The organism is Streptomyces sp. NPDC048442 (assembly GCF_040651475.1).
Taxonomy (GTDB): Bacteria; Actinomycetota; Actinomycetes; order Streptomycetales; family Streptomycetaceae; genus Streptomyces.
This window is the reverse complement of sequence record NZ_JBEZKB010000012.1, coordinates 200,700-217,422: the sequence shown is the minus strand read 5'-3', so window position 1 is coordinate 217,422 and position 16,723 is coordinate 200,700. Positions and strand designations below refer to the sequence as shown.

Here is a 16,723-nt window from a genome sequence, read left to right as displayed (position 1 = left end):
CTGGCGGGCCTTCGCCCGGCGGACCTCCGCCGGGCGCGCCCCTACCCAACGCCCCTCCGCCCAGCGGGCCTCCACCTGGCGGACCTTCGCATGGCGGCCCTCCGACCGGTCCCGTTCCGCCCGGCTCTCCCACTTGCGACCCTCCGTCCGGCTTCTCTCCGTCCGGCTCCCCTCCGCCCTCGCCCGCCGGTTTCCGCCCCGTTTTTCGGGGCGGCTGCACGACGCACGTACGGCCGTTTCCGTGGGGCGGCTGATGGGCGTCGCGGTCGCCGTCTGTTTCGCGACCGGTCTGGTCAGCCACTACCTCCAGCACCCGCCCGGTTGGGCGGTGGACATCGCTCCGAGCCGGCCCGTCTGGGGGTACCGGTTCAGCCAGGGGCTGCATGTGGCGAGCGGCATCGCTGCGATTCCGCTGCTGCTGGTGAAGCTGTGGGCGGTCTATCCCCGGCTGTTCGTGTGGCCGCCGGTGCGCTCCGTGCGGCACGCGCTGGAGCGGGCCTCGGTGGCGGTGCTGGTCGGGGCGGCGACGTTCCAGCTGTTCAGCGGGCTGCTGAACACGGTGCAGTGGTATCCGTGGCCGTTCTCCTTCGTACCCGTGCACTTCGCCGTGGCCTGGCTGCTGGTGGGTGCACTGGTGCTGCACCTGGCGGTCAAGTGGCCTGATATCAGGGCGCATTGGCGGCGCGGCGCAGAGGCGACCGCCGCCCTGTCCGCCGAGGGTGCCGGGCCCGACCGGCGGTCGCTCCTGCTGGGGCTCGCGGCGGCGGTCGGAGCGGTCACCGTGACCACGGTCGGCCAGTCCTTCACCCCGCTCAAGAGTCTCGACCTGCTCGCACCGCGCCACCCCGACCACGGCCCGCAGGACCTGCCGGTGAACCGGACGGCCGCCGCGGCGGGAGTCCTGCCCGCGGTGCGCGCCGTGGCCGACTGGCGGCTGGAGGTCGCCGGCCCCCGGCCCTTCCGGCTGAGCCTGGACGAGCTGCGCGCCCTGCCACAGACCGAGGTCGAGCTGCCGATCGCCTGCGTCGAGGGCTGGAGCAAGAACGCACGCTGGACAGGCGTACGCATCAAGGACCTGCTGGAGCGGGCCGGCGCGCCGCCCGGCGCCCGCCTGCGGGTGGAGTCACTGGAAGTGCGGGGCACCTACCGGGTCATGGAGATGGGCAGCGAGTACGCCCACGACCCGCTGACCCTCCTCGCGCTGGCACTCAACGGCCAGGTCCTGTCCGCCGATCACGGCTACCCGGCACGCATCATCGCGCCGAACCGGCCGGGCGTACTGCAGACCAAGTGGGTCGCCCGGCTGGAGGTGCGGTGATGCGCGCCGGCACCGGGTACGGGCGTATGGCGGCCGGGGCCGTGGGGGTGGCCCTGATGGGGATCGGAGCGGTGCTGGCCGTCGGCACGGGTGACGTCGTGGGCGTCGCGCTGTGGCTGGCCGGGGCGATCGTGGCGCACGACGGACTGATCGCGCCGGTGGTGCTGGGCGTGGGACTGCTGCTGGGGCTGCTCCTGGGAGGGCCGCGGGGAGAGCCGCTGCGAGGGCCACTGGGAGGACCGCGGCTGCGCGCGTACGGGGCGGTGCGCGGCGCCCTGATCGTGGCGGGGTGCCTGACCCTGGTCGCTTTGCCGGTGCTGTTGCGCCCCGGAGCCCCGGCCAACTCCTCGGTGCTGCCGTTGAATTACGTACGGGGATGGCTGATCGCCCTCGCAGCGGTGGCGGTTGCGACGGGCGTACTCGTCGGCGTACGAGCGCTCCTGAGGCATCGGCGGGATGGCTGAGCGGTCGCCGCTCGTGGGGGTGGCTGAACTCTCGCCCGTCCAGGCCTCCCCAGCGGTCGCCGTCCGCGGACCGACCGTCAACCGCAGTGCAGTTGGCGGAATCGGCGGTCCGTCGTCCGCCAGCGGTCTCCGGGCGTCCAGCCCGTCGCCCCGGCGTACCGGAGCAGGGCCCGGTCGCCGATCCTGGCCCAGGGGAACGACTCCCCCAGCGCCCCTCTGCCGTCGCCGACCCGTACCTCGACACGTTCGTCGAGGTCCTGGTCGGCCACTTCGACGATCAACGTGCCGCCTGGGCCGGTGAGTTCGGCGATCCGGGCCAGCAGGGCGGCGGGGTCGCCGCCGATGCCGATGTTGCCGTCCATCAGCAGGACGGTCTCCCAGCGCCCGCCGCCCGGCAGCGGGTCGAAGACGGAACGGCACAGTGCGGCCCCGCCGTTCCGTTCGGTGCGTGCGACCGCCTCCCGGCTTACGTCAAGACCGAGAGCGACCCGGCCCAGCGCGGCGAGGGCCACCACCAGGCGCCCCGGGCCGCAGCCGACGTCGAGCACCGTTCCCCGGCAGCGTGCCAGCACGGTGGTGTCGGCGCTGTCGGGCGGTGCGCACCAGCGCTCCACCTCCAGCGGCAGCAGCCAGCCGTCGTCGCGCCGCAGGAAGAGCGGCCCCTGACCGGAGATCAGGGCGTCCCGGTACGGTTCGGCCCGCCATGCCGGCACGCTCACGGGGTGTCCGCCGGGGTGCTGGCGTCCGTGGCGGCGCTGGCCTCCCTCGCAGCGCCGGCGTCCGTCACGCCTGCGGCGAGCTCCGCGTACAGGCGGCCGAAGCGGCTGCCGGGAATCATGGCGGCCACCGCGCGTGCGTCGGCCGCGGTGTCCACGTCCCGGAGCACGGGCAGGTCGCGCACACCGAGCCCCGCCTCACTCAGCCGGCGCCGCTGGACCTCACCGGTGTGCGGCACGGACATGGGAACTCCGCGCAGCAGCTCCGGGTCGGGCTCGGCGAGTCCGAGCGCCCAGAAGCCACCGTCGTCCGCAGGCCCGAACCACGCATCCGTACGGGTGAACTCGCTCCCCTGGGACAGAAGTTGGGGCGTCACCTGAGGAGTGTCCATGCCGATCAGCAGCGCGGGTCCGGTACACCCGGCGAAGGCGTCGGCCAGCCGGGCGTCGAGGCCGCCCGCGCACTGCGCTCTCACCTCGAAGCCGGACGGCAGCCAGGGCCCCGGGTTTCCGTCGAGGACCAGCACGCGGCGGCCGGCCGGGGTGTCACGTACCGCCTGGAGCGTGTCGGCGAGGGAGGCCTCGGCCAGCCGGGCCGCGTCGGAGGCGGTGAAGGGTGGGGTGAGCCGGGTCTTCACGCGGCCCGGCAGAGGCTCTTTGGCGATGACGAGGAGGGTGAGCGGACCGTTCATCGTGTCCCCTCCTGCCGGGGCGCGGCATCGGCCTGGCGTACGGGCTCAGAATCGGCCTCCCGTACGGGATCTGACTTGGCCTCGTGTACGGGCTCGGACTTGGCCTTGTGCAGAGCCGCTGCACCGGCCTCGCGTACGGGCTCGGAACCGGCCTCGCGCACAGCCGCTGCATCGGCCTCACACCCGACCGCAGCGTCGACTTCGCGTGCCGCAGCCGCCTCGGCCTGCCGTACCGCCGGGGCTTCGGCCTGCCGCACCGCCGGCGCCTCCGCCTCCCGTACGGCAACCGCCTCCGCCTCCCGCACCGGCGGGGCTTCGACCTCCCGTACCGCAGCCGCCTCCGCCTGCGCCTCCCGCACCGTCGCCGGCGCTTCTGCGAGGGCCTTGCGCATGTCCCGTACCGCGTGCCACGTGCCCCGCCACGTGCCCGTGACCTTCGATTTCCCGGCCCTCGGCAGGTACGGCACGTCTCGCTCCCGTACCCGCCAGCCCGCGTCCGCCGCCCGCACCACCATCTGGAGCGGGTATCCGCTGCGCCGGTCGGTGAGGCCCAGGGCCAGCAGTTCCTCGCGCCGTGCGGCACGCATCGGTCCCAGGTCGTGCACACGCAGTCCGGTCCTGCGGCGCAGCATCCGGGCGAGGGCGAGGTTTCCCGCGCGAGCGTGCGGCGGCCAGGCTCCGCGGCCCTGCGGGCGTCGCCGGCCGAGTACCAAGTCAGCTTCTCCCGAGGCCACTTGGGCGGCAAAGGGGGCCAGCAGCCCCGGGTCCAGCGAGGCGTCGCAGTCGCAGAAGCAGACGATGTCGGCGGTCGACGCGAGCAGTCCGGCGTGACAGGCGGCGCCGAAGCCCCGCCGGGTTTCGGTCACCACCGTGGCGCCGAGCGAGCGGGCGAGTTCCGCCGAGCCGTCGGTGGAGCCGTTGTCGACGACGATCGCGCGCCAGAGCGGCGGAATGCGTTCCAGCACCCAGGGCAGGGCTTCCGCTTCGTCCAGGCAGGGCAGTACGACGTCCACGGAGTCGGCGGGGGCCGCCACGGGCTCCGTGGGGGCCGGCCGCTCCGCCGCTGGGGGGTTCAAGTCGGTCACGGCACCCACCGTATGAACCCTGGGCGGGCGATCGGGGCTCCGAGACCTTACGAAACGCGGACGTCAGCCCCCTGCCCGGCTGCTCGGGCGCCGCCGCGGCAGACCGGAGTGCGAGGCTGAGGACATGCAGGAGCACATGCAGCACGCGCGGAGGATCCTGGTCGTGGACGACGACCCGACGGTGGCCGAGGTGGTCACCGGCTACCTGGAACGTGCAGGTTTCACGGTGGACCGGGCCGACGACGGCCCGGGGGCCCTCGGGGCGGCCGAGCGGCACTGGCCGGACCTGGTCGTCCTCGACCTGATGCTGCCCGGCATGGACGGTCTCCAGGTCTGCCGGAGGCTGCGGGCCCGCGGGCCCGTTCCGGTGATCATGCTGACCGCGCGCAGCGGTGAGGAGGAACGGATCCTCGGTCTGGAGGTCGGCGCGGACGACTACGTCACCAAGCCGTTCAGCCCGCGGGAGCTGGTACTGCGGGTCGAGTCGGTGCTGCGCAGGGCCGCCCACGCGCCGACACCGGGACCGCCGTTGCGGATCTCGGGTCTGGAGGTGGACCCGGTGGCGCGCCGCGCCACCAAGGACGGCCGCGAACTCGCCCTCACCCTCAGGGAGTTCGATCTGCTCGCCCACTTCCTCCGGCATCCGGGGCAGGTGTGGGGCCGGGAGCGGTTGATGCAGGAGGTGTGGGGGTGGGAGTTCGGTGACCTCTCCACAGTCACCGTCCATGTGCGGCGGCTGCGGAGCAAGGTGGAGGACGATCCGGCCCGGCCACGGCTCATCCAGACGGTCTGGGGCGCGGGATACCGCTTCGACCCGCTGCCCGGCGCACAGGGCCCGGACCTGCAAAACCCGAATCCGCGGGGCCCTGATCCGCAGGCCCAGGATCCGCAGGGCCCCGATCCGCAGGCCCAGGACCCGCAGGCCCAGGACCCGCAGGCCCAGGATCCGCAGGCCCAGGATCCGCAGGGCTCCGGCCCGCACGGCCCCGGCCCCGACCCACAGAGCAAGGAGGACTGACACCCGTGCACGACATCCTGCTCATCGCCCTCTACGCCTTCCTCGGCGCGGCCGCGGCCGGGCTGCTCGGCTCCTTCGTCCTGCATCTGCTGCGGCGCCGCTCGATCGCCGTCTCCCTCACCGTCGTCACCGCAGTGGCAGTCACCGCGATGCTCGCCGGGACCCTCGCCGTCGCCCAGGCGATGTTCCTGTCCGCCCACGACCTCTCCGTGGTCACCCTGGTCGTCGCAATGACGGCGGTGGTGTCCCTCCCCACCGCACTCCTGCTCGGCCGCCGACTCGTCGTACACACCCGCCAACTAGCCCTTGCTGCACGGGCGTTCGGCAACGGTGGCAGCTTCGTCGCACCCCCGGGCCCGTCCCCCGCCGAACTGGCCGCGCTCAGCGCTGAACTGGCCGCCACCAGTGAGCGCCTGGCCGCGTCCCGTCAGCGCGAACGCGCCCTGGAGGCGTCCAGACGTGAGCTGGTCGCCTGGATCTCGCACGATCTGCGCACTCCGCTGGCCGGGCTGCGCGCCATGTCGGAAGCGCTGGAGGACGGGGTCGTACAGGACACGGCCCGCTACCACCGTCAGATCCGCACCGAGGTGGACCGGCTGAACACGATGGTCGGCGACCTCTTCGAACTCTCCCGCATCCACGCCGGGGCGCTCGCCCTGGTGCGGGCCCGGATCTCGGTGTACGACCTGGTCGGGGACGTACTCGAAGGTGCGGACCCGCTCGCCAGGGAGCACCGGGTGCATCTGGTCGGGGACCGGGTCGACGCCGTCCCCGTCGAGGTGGACGGCAAGGAGATGACCAGGGTGCTCGCCAACCTCCTGGTCAACGCGATCCGTCACACCCCGGCCGACGGCACCGTGGCCGTGGCCGCCGAACGCCTCGCCGACACCGTGGTCCTCTCCGTCACCGACGGCTGCGGCGGCATCCCGCAGGAGGACCTGCCCCGGGTCTTCGACATGGGCTGGCGCGGCACGGCGGCACGGACCCCTCCGGCCGGGGCGGGACTCGGCCTGGCCATCGTGCGGGGCATCGTCGAGGCCCACTCGGGCCGGGCAGAAGTCCGCAACGTGACCGGCGGCTGCCGCTTCGAAGTCACTCTCCCGGCGGCGAGCACGTAACAGAAGAACGGACGGGGGCGGGGCGGGGGTGAAGGTGGGCCCAGGCCCGGGGGCGGAAGCGGGAGGGCCAGGCACAGACCACGCCGAGGGCACGCGCGAACCGAGGTTGGGCCGGGACGGAAACGGGAGCACAGGGCAGGGCAGGCGCAGCCCCGGCCGAGGGCGGACACGGCCCAAGCCGATGGCGGACTCAGCTCCCCCCGATAGCAGACGCGCACCGAGCCCAGGACACGCGCAGCCCCGCCCGGCGGCGGGCGCGCGCCAAGCCAATGGCACGCGCAACCCCTCCCCACGGCCGACGCAGGCCGAGCGCAGGCCCGGTCCTGGCCCCCCGTTCACGACCGGCTCCCGCCCCACGCCCCCGTTCACGACCGGGCCCCGCCCCACACCCCCCGCTCACGACCGAGCCCCCGCCCACACCCCCTCACTCACTCCCCCCGCAGTCCACTCACCGCGAAGCCCGCCATTCCCGTCGCGAAGTCCGTCTGCGGCCGCCAGCCCAGTTCCGCCCGTAGCCGTGCCGAGTCCGCCGTGATGTGGCGTACGTCGCCGAGCCTGAACTCCCCCGTGACAACGGGACGTTGGCGTTGACCCCCGTACGCCGCCGCCAAAGCCGTGGCCATCTCGCCGACCGTGTGCGGGTCGCCGCTGCCCACGTTGTACGCCGTGAGCGCGGCCGGCGCACGCTCGTCGAGCGACTCCAGGGCCAGGGCGTTGGCCGCGGCCACGTCCCGCACGTGGACGAAGTCCCGCCGCTGGCCGCCGTCCTCGAAGACCCGGGGTGCCTCGCCCCGGGCCAGTGCGGAGCGGAAGAGCGAGGCCACGCCCGCGTAGGGGGTGTTCCGGGGCATTCCGGGGCCGTACACGTTGTGGTAGCGCAGGGAAACGGCCCGGCCTCCGGTCGTACGCGCCCAGGCCGCCGCCAGGTGTTCCTGGGCCAGTTTGGTGGTGGCGTACACGTTGCGCGGATCGGCCGGCGCGTCCTCCGCCACAAGCCCCGGAACCAACTCCGCGCCACAGTCCGGGCATTGCGGCTCGAACCGCCCGGCCTCCAGCCGGTCCGCCGCGCGCGGCCCGGGGCGTACCGTGCCGTGCCGGGGGCAGTCGTAGCGCCCCTCCCCGTACACGACCATCGACCCGGCCAGCACCAGCCGGCCCACTCCGGCCCCGGCCATCTCGGCGAACAGCACCGCCGTCCCCAGGTCGTTGCAGCCCACGTAGGCGGGCGCGTCTGCGAAGTCCTTGCCGAGTCCCACCATCGCCGCCTGGTGGCACACCGCGTCCACTCCGCGCAGCGCCCGCCGCACGGCTTCCGCGTCCCGCACGTCCGCGTGCACCCACTCGGCCCCCGCCCGCACGGGCGGCACAGGCGCGTTGGGGTGGGCGGCCGGAAGGAGTGCGTCCAGCACCACCGGCTCGTGCCCGTCGGAGATCAGTCGTTCGACGATGTGCGAGCCGATGAAGCCCGCCCCGCCAGTCACAAGTACACGCATGGCACCGACGCTAGAGCCCATGGCCCCTTCCACCCACCGGGCACGCGCCCACGTCACCGCACCGTAAGAAGTGCGGTGCGCGGTGGCGGTACGGGGAGCCAGACCTCGGTCACCGTGGCCGTGCCGACGACGGGCCGGCCCTCGTGCATGGTGATCACGTCACCGCGCGCGAGGTGCGTCCAGTGCGCGGGAGTGAGGGGCGCCAGCCGTACCTCGCCGGTTTCCCCGGGGCCGAGGGACTCCGCCGATTCCACCCACAGCCTGGCGATACTCGTGGACCGCTCGCCGCCGGCGGTACGGAGGCCGATGTCCCACACGGGGACGAGCCGGCCGTCCCCGGCGAAGGCGCTCCGGCGGGTTCCGCCCTCTTCGGGCGTCAGCAGCGTCAGCGTCGCGCGGAAGATGCCGTGCTCGGTCTCGCGCGCCCGCCACCGGCACCAACGGCTGCTGCGGTCGAGCATCATCTGACGCGCGGCCTCGGCGAGAATCTCCCAGAAGGCGACGGGTACGGGCACAGGTCCGGGTCCGGGCCCGGGCCCGGGCCCGGGTACCGCGGGGCTGTCCCCCAGTTCAATGAGGAGGTACAGCGCCAGCTCCCACTCCCGGCAGCCGATCTCCTCGTGCACGTCTCCGACCGTGACACCGCCCGCGGACACGGCCTCGTCCGGCAGGAGGTCGGCGGCCCGCCTGAGGAGGGTGAACGCGTCGGTCACGGGTTCCACGGGCGGGTGTACGGGCTACTCGCCGTGCGCGTACGCCACCGCGGCGGCGTACCCCTGCGACACGGTGACGTCCGTCAGCCGCCAGCCGGGGACGTCGCCCGGCCGGAGGCCGGTGCCGACGTACGTGCCGTCGATCGGTACGGCGAGCCCCGTCCCGGTCCCCTTGAAGTACGCCTCCTTCCGGCACCAGCAGCGGCCGAACGCGGCCTGCCGGGCAGCGCTGTCCGCCCCGAGCGCGGCCAGCTCGGCACGCTCGCGGGGATGCAGGGTGGTGGCGACGTCGTCCGTCTGGGCGATGTCGGGGAGGAGTTCGACGTCGATCCCGACCGGAGTCGGGCCGAAGGCGAAGAGGACCAGGTCACCGCTGTGCGAGAGCGAGAAGTGGAGGTCCGACCCGGGGACGCAGGGGCGCCCGTGGGGCTCGGGGCAGAGCGGACAGAGCTCGCGGCCGAGAACGACGGCGGCCGGGTCCTGGCCGAGGTACGCACCGAGGAGCCGACGGAGGCCGATGTGGGCGGCGGTGTAGCGCTCCCGGTCAACGTCCCTGCGGAAGGCCGCACGACGCTGGCGTTCGGCGGCGTCGAACATGTCGCATGCGGCGGCGCCGGCCTCCACGTAGTACTCGGGAGCCGTCAACTGCCAGATCTCCGGGGCCCCTTGGGGTCGCGGAAGCACACCATCCGTAAGAGCGCCGGGCAGCAACGTGCGCGGAACCCGGGCCACACCCGGCACCGGAGCGTCCTGCAGGGGGTACCCCTTGCCCGAAGCGCTTGGGGAAGAGTCGGACATGAGGGCCTCTCGCAAGGTGATCGGGACGGGGGGCTTGGGGCCGAGGATTCGGGGTTTGGGGTTTGAGGTTTGGAATGGGGCTCGGGGCCCGGACCCAGGACTCGGGCTCGGACCCAGGGCTCGGGCTCGGCTCGGGACTCAGGCTCGGGCTCGGGACTCAGGAACGGGACTCAGGAACGGGACTCAGGAACGGGACTCAGGATCGGGACTCAGGCTCGGACCCGGGGCTCGGACCCGGGCTCAGGCCCGGACCCAGGCTCAGGCCCGGACCCAGGACTCGGGCCCGGACCCAGGACTCCGGACTCAGACCCGGAGCTCGGGACTCGGGACTCAGACCCGGAGCTCGGGACTCAGGCTCAGGGGCAAGGATTCAAGGGCAAGGACTCAGGGCGTCAGGAGAAGCGTCGTACCGGCATTCCGCGGTGCGCAGCGCGTCGTGCCCAGTGCAGCATTTCACGCTTCAGCCCGCGGAGATCGTCCGGGCGGGGGCGCCGGCCTCCCTGTCGGCCTGCCCCGCCTGGGCCTGCCCCGCCTGGGGCGAGGCGGCGGGCCGTACAGCCTGATGAACGCGTTCCGGACGGCGATCCGTCCCGCCTCGTGGAACGAGCCGTCGCGTGAGTCCACCTCGTGGATGCGCAGGTCCCTGAGGACCACCGCGACGGCCACGGAGACAGCCGTATCCGTATTCGCATCCGTATCCGCTTCCGGCACTTCGAGCTCCTCCCGCAGCCCCGCCTCCAGCGCCGCGAGGTACCCGGGCACCTCCGGCAGGTCCGGTACGCGGGCCTGGGTGCCGACCTCGAAGGCGAAGCCTTCCTCCCAGGGCTCGAAGTCCACCGTCACCGCCGCGAAGTCCCCCGGACAGCCTGCCTGGCGGGCGTACGTCGCCCGCACGCCCGGGAGCGAGTGGGGCGGGAATCTCCGTCGGCTCCCGCTCACAGCCACTCCGGTCGGTCCGTACCCCAACTGCCCACCGTGCGCGTCCAGTTGTCCGGCGACCCCTCGTAACTCACCGGAGGCAGTGCGTGTTCGAGCCTGCCGTACGGCGATTCGGTGATGCCCATCCACCGCCGGGGATCGTACTGACCGTCGCCCACGACGGGCTCCTCCGCCGCCGCCCGCAGCTCTCCGTGCATCAGCCAGGACGCCGTACCGACGAGCGAGTACCTCAAGTGACTTCCGTGTCCGGACTTCTCACGCTCCGTCAGTGCACGCAGTACGCCCGCCGCGATGAGGTACCCGGTGCCGTGGTCCAGGGCCTGCGCGGGCAGGGCCCCGGGCCGGTCGCCCTCCGCCGGGCCCTCGGACCCCTCGGGCCCCTCGGACTCGATCGCCGCGATGCCGGTGCCCACCTGTACGAGGCTGTCGAAGCCGCGCCGCCCGGCCCACGGGCCGGTCCATCCCCAGGCGCAGAGCTGGGCGACGATCACACCCGGGTGCCGTTCCAGCAGCTTGTCGGGGGCCAGCCCGAGGGGGTCCAGGGCACCGGGCCGGTACCCGGACAGGACCACGTCGGCCGAGGCCAGGAGCATCTCGAAGGTGCGCCGGTCGGTCTCGTCGGCAAGGTCGAGCAGGGTCGAGCGCTTGCCCATGCCGGTGTCGGCGTACGTGTCGGCGTCCTCCGGCAGGTGCGGCGAGTCGACACGCAGTACGTCCGCGCCGAGCAGCCCGAGAGTCCGCGCGGCCACCGGCCCGGCGAGGACCCGGGTCAGGTCCAGGACCCGTACCCCCTCGGCCGGAAGCAGCGCCTCCGCCAACCGCCCGGCGCTGCCGGAATCAGCACGCCGCGTCTCCACCAGAGGTACGTCCGAAGGTACGTCGCCGGGCGCGGCCGGAGGTACGTCCGAAGGTACGCCGCCGGGCGCGGCCGGAGCCGGCGCCAACGCCACCGCGAGCCCTCCCGCCCCGTACACCGTCTCCTGCACCTGCCCCGCGGAACGCTTCGCCAACTCCCCCGCCAACACCCCGGCCAGCTCCCGGTCGTCACGGGACCCGTCATCCGCAATGCCCAGTGCGGCGAGCAGCCGGGCCCGGTGGTGCGGGTAGTTGGCATGCGTGCGCACCCACCCGTCGGCGGTGCGCCAGAAACCTGACAGCGGCGCGAAGTTGACCGGGGCACGCCCGTCCATCCGCAGCACCCGCTCGCTGTGGAACGCGGTGGCGACGGCCCCTTCGGACACCCGTACCGCGGGCACCTCCCCGCCGTTGCGCGCCGCCGCCAGTTCCGCGGCGGCCAGCGAGCAGACGCCGACCGATGCCCGCGCCAACTCCCGTACCGGCAACCGGGCGGGCAGCACGTCGCCCGCGTCACGCACGTACGAAACCTTCTCGACGAGGCCGGGCGGCCCGCCGAGCACCGACCAGGCGTGGGCGGTCGCACCGTCGGAGGTGGAACCGGGGTCTCGGTCGCGGTCACGGTCGCGGTCGGTGATCGTCATCCTGTCAGGATGCAACATACGGGCCCTGCCGGAGCCCGCATGTGATCCAGTTATCACGCGCCTTCAGCACGTGCCCTGCCCCAGGCGCCGGTACTCCGGATGCGTCCCGACCGGCTCGAACTCGGCGGTCCTGTTCACTTGGCAGGACTCCACAGGGCCGTCGAGCCGATTTCCGGGCCGGTTACGGCAGTTGGGCCGGTTCGACCAGTTGGACCAATGGGACCAATTGCGGGAGTTACGGCCGTCCGGCGGGCTTGGTGGCGCGGATGATCGCGGAGTGCATGCCGTCGGCGACGGGGTGGGTGGGGGTGATCTCGATGCCGGTGAACCCGGCGGTTTCGAGGCCCTTGCGGTATTCGGCGAAGGAGAGGGCGCCGGCGATGCAGCCGACGTAGTCGCCGCGCTCCGCCCGCTGTTCGGGGGTCAGGACGTCGTCGGCGACGACGTCGGAGATGCCGATCCGGCCGCCGGGGGTGAGGACGCGGTAGGTCTCGGCGAAGACGGCGGGCTTGTCGGTGGAGAGGTTCACGACGCAGTTGGAGATGACGACGTCGATGGTGTTCGCGGGCAGCGGGACGGCCTCGATGGTGCCCTTGAGGAACTCGACGTTGGTGGCGCCGTCCTTCTTCTGGTTGGCGAGGGCGAGGGCGAGCATCTCCTCGGTCATGTCGAGGCCGTACGCCTTGCCGGTGGGGCCGACCCGGCGGGCGGAGAGGAGGACGTCGATGCCGCCGCCGGAACCGAGGTCCAGGACCTTCTCGCCTTCGTTGAGGGCGGCGACCGCGGTGGGGTTGCCGCAGCCGAGGGAGGCGGCGACGGCCTCGGCGGGCAGTTCGTCGCGCTCGGCGGCGGTGTAGAGGGTTCCGCCGAAGTTCTCGTCGACCTCGATCGCGGCCGGGCCGCAGCAGCCGGTGCCGCCTTCGGTGACCTGGAGTGCGGCGGCGGCATAGCGGCGGCGGACGGTTTCACGCAGGTCGGTGGGGTGCGTGGTGGGCTGCTCGGTCATGGCTTTGACTCCTCGATGACAGCGCTGCGGCAGGCCCTGGAACGGCCTGCATTGATGTTTCTCGATGCAAGCTTGCGCGCTGGATCGAAAAACGTCAACATAGAAGCATGTCGAATCAAGAATTGCCGGTGCTCGGCCAGGAGAGTGCGAGTGTCGTAGGTGCCGGGGGTGCCGGGGGTGTCGTAGGTGCTGGGGGTGCCGGGGGTGCCGGGGGTGCCGGGGGATGCTGTCCGGCCCTGCTGACCGCCCCCATGGCCGAGGACCGGGCCGTCGAGCTGGCGAAGGTGTTCAAGGCCCTGGGCGATCCTGTGCGGCTGCGGCTCCTGTCAATGATCGCCTCGCGCGAGGGCGGGGAGATCTGCGTCTGCGACCTCACCCCGGCCTTCGACCTGTCCCAGCCGACGATCTCCCACCATCTCAAGCTGTTGAAGCAGGCCGGGCTGATCGCCTCCGAGCGCCGTGGGACGTGGGTGTACTACCGACTGCTGCCCGAGACGACGGACGGGCTCGCGGCGGTCCTCACCCGCCCGGGAACAGCGACTGCGCCTGCCGCCGCAACCACAACTGCTTCCACCGAGCCGATCGGGGCCACGTCGTGAACAAGACCCCGCCTTCGACCCCGACCCCGGCTTCGACCCCGACCCCACCCCCAACGCCGACCTCGACCCCGACCGCGCCGGTCGCGGCCCGCCTCTCGTTCCTGGACCGGTTCCTCGCGGTGTGGATCCTGATCGCGATGGCCGCCGGTCTCGGCCTGGGCCGTCTCGTACCCGGCCTCGGGGACGCGCTGGCGAAGGTCACCGTCACCGGCGTCTCCCTGCCGATCGCACTGGGCCTGCTGGTGATGATGTATCCGGTGCTGGCCAAGGTCCGCTACGACCGGCTCGACTCCGTCACCCGCGACCGCCGCCTGCTGATCCCCTCCCTCGTCCTGAACTGGATCCTGGGCCCGGCCCTGATGTTCGCGCTCGCCTGGATCTTCCTGCCGGACCTGCCGGAGTACCGGACCGGGCTGATCATCGTCGGGCTCGCCCGCTGCATCGCGATGGTCATCATCTGGAACGACCTGGCGTGCGGCGACCGTGAGGCCGCCGCCGTCCTGGTCGCCCTCAACTCCGTGTTCCAGGTTCTCGCGTTCAGCCTGCTGGGCTGGTTCTACCTCTCCGTACTGCCGGGCTGGCTGGGGCTGGAGACCACCGGGCTGAACGTGTCGGTGTGGGAGATCGCCCGCAGCGTCCTGATCTTCCTCGGCATCCCCCTCGCCGCCGGATTCCTGACCCGCAAGCTGGGCGAGAAGGTCAAGGGGCGGGACTGGTACGAGGCGGAACTGATCCCGCGGATCGGCCCGTTCGCGCTCTACGGGCTGCTGTTCACGATCGTCGTGCTGTTCGCCCTGCAGGGCGACGCGATCACCTCGCAGCCGGTCGACGTGGTGCGGATCGCGTTGCCGCTGCTGGTGTACTTCGGCATGATGTGGGCCGGATCCATGGCGCTGGCCAAGGCAGTCGGCCTCAACTATCCGAAGGCCACGACACTCGCGTTCACCGCCGCGGGCAACAACTTCGAGCTCGCCATCGCGGTCGCCATCGCCACCTTCGGCGCCACGTCCGGGCAGGCGCTGGCGGGGGTCGTCGGCCCGCTCATCGAAGTGCCCGTACTGATCGGCCTGGTGTACGTCGCGCTGGCCGCCCGCCGCTGGTTCCCCCACTCCGAGCCCCACTCCCAGCCCCTTCCGGCCTCTGCGGCCGGAGCAGAGGAAGGCCCCACCCGTGTCTGACCCCGTACCCACGTCTGAACCCGTACCCGTACCCACACCCGTCATCAAGCCCTCCGTCCTGTTCGTGTGCGTCCACAACGCGGGCCGCTCCCAGATGGCCGCCGCCTTCCTCGGCCACCTCTCCCAGGGCCGCGTCGAAGTCCGCTCGGCAGGCTCGGCCCCGGCGGACTCGGTGAACCCGGCCGTGGTCGAGGCGATGAACGAGATCGGCATCGACCTCTCCGCCGAGACCCCGAAGGTCCTCACCGTGGAGGCGGTGCAGGCCTCGGACGTGGTCATCACCATGGGCTGCGGAGACGTCTGCCCCGTCTTCCCCGGCAAGCGGTACCTCGACTGGCAACTCGACGACCCGGCCGGACAGGGCGTCGAAGCGGTCCGCCCGATCCGGAACGCGATCGAAGCCCAGGTCCGCACACTGCTGATCGACCTCCTGCCCCGGGAGGCCTGAAGCCCCTCCATTCGTAGGACGCCTGGTCGCGGCCCAGTTCCCTCAGTGGCCGGAGTCGCCGACCATCCACTCCACGCCCGGGGCTGTCGAAAAGTCGCTGGCTCCTCGTTCCGTCCAGAGGCGAGACTTCCGACGTGACGCTTCACGAGAATGAGATTCCCGTCGACGAGACGCTGGTCCGGTCGCTGCTGAAGGCACAGCGCCCGGAGTGGGCGGACCTACCGTTGTCGCCGGCCGGCGCGGGCACGGACAACACCATGTACCGGCTGGGCGACGGCCTGCTCGTACGACTTCCACGAACCGCTGGAAACGGGCAATCCGTACGGAAGGAGCAGGACTGGCTACCCCGCCTGGCGCCCCTCCTCCCCCGTCCGATTCCCGATCCCGTCCACGCAGGGACGCCCACCGACGCCTTCCCCGTGGGCTGGTCGGTCTACCGCTGGATCGAAGGCGACGAAGCCGGCCCGCACACCGTCCGGGACTGGGCCGCCTTCGGAGCCGACCTCGCGGCGTTCGTGGGGGAGCTCCACCGCGTCGACCTCATGGGAGCAACTCGCGCAGACGGCCTCAGCTGGTACCGCGGAGGCAGCCTTGCGCCGTGCGACGAGTGGGTCGGCAAGAGTCTCGACGACTGCCGAACCACCGTGGGCTCCGAGCTCGACGTCGACACCCTGGAGCAGTTGTGGCGAGGCGCGCTCACACTCCCCGAGCCCTCCGGTCCTCACGTATGGCTCCACGGCGACCTCAAGCCGACCAACCTCCTGGTCCGGGAAGGCAAGCTCCACGCGGTCATCGACTTCGGAGGACTCTCGGTCGGCCTTCCCGACGCCGAGCACTCCACGCTCTGGGACCTGCCGCCGCAAGCACGGCAGGCCTACTGGGACACCTTGAACCTCGACGATTCAACCTGGACCCGCGCCCGCGCCTGGGCCATCGCGGTGGGCGTCAGCGGAATCGCCTACTACTGGCACACGTTCCCCGCCTTCGTCGCCGAATGCCGTACACGGCTCCAGGCAATTCTCACGGACGCCGCTGCGCGCTGAGTATGCGCTGAGTACGGCCGGCATGCCGGGGGCGCACACGTTCACCCGGCGCGCGAACCCCGAGGGTCCAGCCCCCCCGGTGATCCGCACGACCAAAACCGGCAAGGTCGCCACGGTCGCCGAACTCCGGGACTCCACCCCGGTCAGGGAGTTCCCCGGATGCCCGTCCACGACTGCCGGCCCGCACCTGTCACAGGGCGGTCCTGCTCAGCCACGCCTCGGCTGCCCGGGACACCTCGGCCGCGCGTCGGCGGGCGCTGCGGCTCCCCTCAAGGGTCTGCTGATCGGCGTCGAACAGTTCCTCGCTCTTCTCCCGCTCGCTATGGCGTGACGTCTTCGCCCTGGTTTTGCTGATCCGTTCGCGACGCGCCATGCCACTTCCCTCGGTTCCTGGGTCAGGCCGTGCTCCAGGCTGATCAGCCTGAAAGGCCGTACGTCCTTGAGGAAGCACGTACGGCCGACCGGGGATCAGCAGGTCCGGCGCACTCAACTGCCCGCGCCAGAACGCCAAGGCGCCGTGGCAGACATCGCCGTTGCTCATGTTCTTCTCAATTTCGACGCCTTCGAACCCTCGCCTTCGAACCCTCCACTTCAAC

17 protein-coding genes and 1 pseudogene are annotated in these 16,723 nt (G+C 72.2%); 9 read left to right on the top strand and 9 right to left on the bottom strand.

Annotation, left to right across the window (positions count from 1 at the left end):
• Positions 1 to 253 precede the first annotated feature (253 nt).
• Both AB0D18_RS20315 and AB0D18_RS20310 read left to right on the top strand, forming a co-directional pair.
• Positions 254 to 1,318: a molybdopterin-dependent oxidoreductase gene (locus AB0D18_RS20315; protein ID WP_362420135.1), complete on the top strand. Its 1,065-nt coding sequence runs from the start codon at positions 254 to 256 to the stop codon at positions 1,316 to 1,318.
• Entirely contained in the window at positions 1,318 to 1,782 is a 465-nt protein-coding gene (locus AB0D18_RS20310; RefSeq protein ID WP_362420070.1) for a hypothetical protein, read from the top strand. Before AB0D18_RS20315 ends, AB0D18_RS20310 begins: the two co-directional genes overlap by 1 nt.
• A gap of 77 nt (positions 1,783 to 1,859) precedes the next feature.
• Here the strand turns inward: AB0D18_RS20310 and AB0D18_RS20305 are convergent, their stop codons facing one another.
• The 3 genes and pseudogenes from AB0D18_RS20305 to AB0D18_RS20295 form a co-directional block, all read right to left on the bottom strand.
• Positions 1,860 to 2,501 carry a methyltransferase domain-containing protein gene (locus AB0D18_RS20305; protein ID WP_362420067.1) on the bottom strand — a complete coding sequence of 214 codons (642 nt, stop codon included), beginning with the start codon at positions 2,499 to 2,501 and terminating at the stop codon, positions 1,860 to 1,862.
• Positions 2,498 to 3,190, bottom strand: a complete 693-nt coding sequence (locus AB0D18_RS20300; protein WP_362420065.1) for a TIGR04282 family arsenosugar biosynthesis glycosyltransferase — start codon at positions 3,188 to 3,190, stop codon at positions 2,498 to 2,500. Before AB0D18_RS20300 ends, AB0D18_RS20305 begins: the two co-directional genes overlap by 4 nt.
• 365 nt (positions 3,191 to 3,555) lie before the next feature.
• Positions 3,556 to 4,203, bottom strand: a pseudogene (locus AB0D18_RS20295) (glycosyltransferase family 2 protein); the annotation flags it as partial.
• Positions 4,204 to 4,399: 196 nt separating this feature from the next.
• Here AB0D18_RS20295 and AB0D18_RS20290 point away from each other — a divergent pair.
• Together AB0D18_RS20290 and AB0D18_RS20285 are read left to right on the top strand one after the other, a co-directional pair.
• The gene (locus AB0D18_RS20290; protein WP_362420062.1) at positions 4,400 to 5,293 is read left to right on the top strand and encodes a response regulator; all 894 of its coding nucleotides are present in this window, start codon (positions 4,400 to 4,402) and stop codon (positions 5,291 to 5,293) included.
• Positions 5,294 to 5,298: 5 nt separating this feature from the next.
• On the top strand, positions 5,299 to 6,411 hold the full coding sequence (locus tag AB0D18_RS20285; RefSeq protein ID WP_362420059.1) for a HAMP domain-containing sensor histidine kinase: 1,113 nt from the start codon (positions 5,299 to 5,301) through the stop codon (positions 6,409 to 6,411).
• 428 nt (positions 6,412 to 6,839) lie between these two features.
• Here the strand turns inward: AB0D18_RS20285 and AB0D18_RS20280 are convergent, their stop codons facing one another.
• The 6 genes from AB0D18_RS20280 to arsM form a co-directional block, all read right to left on the bottom strand.
• Positions 6,840 to 7,904, bottom strand: coding sequence for an NAD-dependent epimerase/dehydratase family protein (locus AB0D18_RS20280; RefSeq protein WP_362420056.1), 1,065 nt, complete (start codon positions 7,902 to 7,904; stop codon positions 6,840 to 6,842).
• 53 nt (positions 7,905 to 7,957) lie between these two features.
• Positions 7,958 to 8,617: a hypothetical protein gene (locus AB0D18_RS20275; protein ID WP_362420053.1), complete on the bottom strand. Its 660-nt coding sequence runs from the start codon at positions 8,615 to 8,617 to the stop codon at positions 7,958 to 7,960.
• 24 nt (positions 8,618 to 8,641) lie between these two features.
• A complete protein-coding gene (locus AB0D18_RS20270; protein ID WP_362420050.1) occupies positions 8,642 to 9,262 on the bottom strand; it encodes a 4'-phosphopantetheinyl transferase superfamily protein in 621 nt (206 codons plus the stop codon).
• Between the two features lie 606 nt (positions 9,263 to 9,868).
• Positions 9,869 to 10,309: a hypothetical protein gene (locus AB0D18_RS20265; RefSeq protein ID WP_362420048.1), complete on the bottom strand. Its 441-nt coding sequence runs from the start codon at positions 10,307 to 10,309 to the stop codon at positions 9,869 to 9,871.
• Between the two features lie 41 nt (positions 10,310 to 10,350).
• The gene (locus tag AB0D18_RS20260) at positions 10,351 to 11,853 is read right to left on the bottom strand and encodes a CoA transferase (protein WP_362420045.1); all 1,503 of its coding nucleotides are present in this window, start codon (positions 11,851 to 11,853) and stop codon (positions 10,351 to 10,353) included.
• Between the two features lie 235 nt (positions 11,854 to 12,088).
• Positions 12,089 to 12,859 (bottom strand): arsenite methyltransferase, encoded by a 771-nt coding sequence (arsM, locus tag AB0D18_RS20255; RefSeq protein WP_362420042.1) that lies wholly within the window; start codon positions 12,857 to 12,859, stop codon positions 12,089 to 12,091.
• A 107-nt stretch (positions 12,860 to 12,966) separates the two neighbouring features.
• On the opposite strand from arsM, the gene AB0D18_RS20250 reads away from it, so the two are divergent.
• From AB0D18_RS20250 to AB0D18_RS20230, 5 genes are all read left to right on the top strand, one after another.
• Positions 12,967 to 13,458: a metalloregulator ArsR/SmtB family transcription factor gene (locus AB0D18_RS20250; RefSeq protein WP_362420039.1), complete on the top strand. Its 492-nt coding sequence runs from the start codon at positions 12,967 to 12,969 to the stop codon at positions 13,456 to 13,458.
• Between the two features lie 101 nt (positions 13,459 to 13,559).
• Complete coding sequence (arsB, locus tag AB0D18_RS20245) at positions 13,560 to 14,636, top strand: ACR3 family arsenite efflux transporter (RefSeq protein WP_362420132.1); 1,077 nt, start codon at positions 13,560 to 13,562, stop codon at positions 14,634 to 14,636.
• A 94-nt stretch (positions 14,637 to 14,730) separates the two neighbouring features.
• Positions 14,731 to 15,084, top strand: coding sequence for an arsenate reductase ArsC (locus AB0D18_RS20240; protein ID WP_362420129.1), 354 nt, complete (start codon positions 14,731 to 14,733; stop codon positions 15,082 to 15,084).
• Between the two features lie 134 nt (positions 15,085 to 15,218).
• Positions 15,219 to 16,127, top strand: a complete 909-nt coding sequence (locus tag AB0D18_RS20235) for an aminoglycoside phosphotransferase family protein (RefSeq protein WP_362420036.1) — start codon at positions 15,219 to 15,221, stop codon at positions 16,125 to 16,127.
• A gap of 79 nt (positions 16,128 to 16,206) precedes the next feature.
• Positions 16,207 to 16,458, top strand: a complete 252-nt coding sequence (locus tag AB0D18_RS20230) for a hypothetical protein (RefSeq protein WP_362420033.1) — start codon at positions 16,207 to 16,209, stop codon at positions 16,456 to 16,458.
• Positions 16,459 to 16,723 lie beyond the last annotated feature (265 nt).

What these genes read in the sequence shown, in the direction of transcription:
- AB0D18_RS20290 (WP_362420062.1), top strand. Translation starts at nt 4,400, where the DNA reads ATGCAGGAGCACATGCAGCACGCGCGGAGGATCCTGGTCGTGGACGAC.
- AB0D18_RS20250 (WP_362420039.1), top strand. Translation starts at nt 12,967, where the DNA reads ATGTCGAATCAAGAATTGCCGGTGCTCGGCCAGGAGAGTGCGAGTGTC.
- AB0D18_RS20315 (WP_362420135.1), top strand. Translation starts at nt 254, where the DNA reads ATGGGCGTCGCGGTCGCCGTCTGTTTCGCGACCGGTCTGGTCAGCCAC.
- AB0D18_RS20240 (WP_362420129.1), top strand. Translation starts at nt 14,731, where the DNA reads ATGGCCGCCGCCTTCCTCGGCCACCTCTCCCAGGGCCGCGTCGAAGTC.
- AB0D18_RS20300 (WP_362420065.1), bottom strand. Translation starts at nt 3,190, where the DNA reads ATGAACGGTCCGCTCACCCTCCTCGTCATCGCCAAAGAGCCTCTGCCG.
- AB0D18_RS20260 (WP_362420045.1), bottom strand. Translation starts at nt 11,853, where the DNA reads ATGACGATCACCGACCGCGACCGTGACCGCGACCGAGACCCCGGTTCC.
- AB0D18_RS20280 (WP_362420056.1), bottom strand. Translation starts at nt 7,904, where the DNA reads ATGCGTGTACTTGTGACTGGCGGGGCGGGCTTCATCGGCTCGCACATC.
- arsM (WP_362420042.1), bottom strand. Translation starts at nt 12,859, where the DNA reads ATGACCGAGCAGCCCACCACGCACCCCACCGACCTGCGTGAAACCGTC.
- AB0D18_RS20310 (WP_362420070.1), top strand. Translation starts at nt 1,318, where the DNA reads ATGCGCGCCGGCACCGGGTACGGGCGTATGGCGGCCGGGGCCGTGGGG.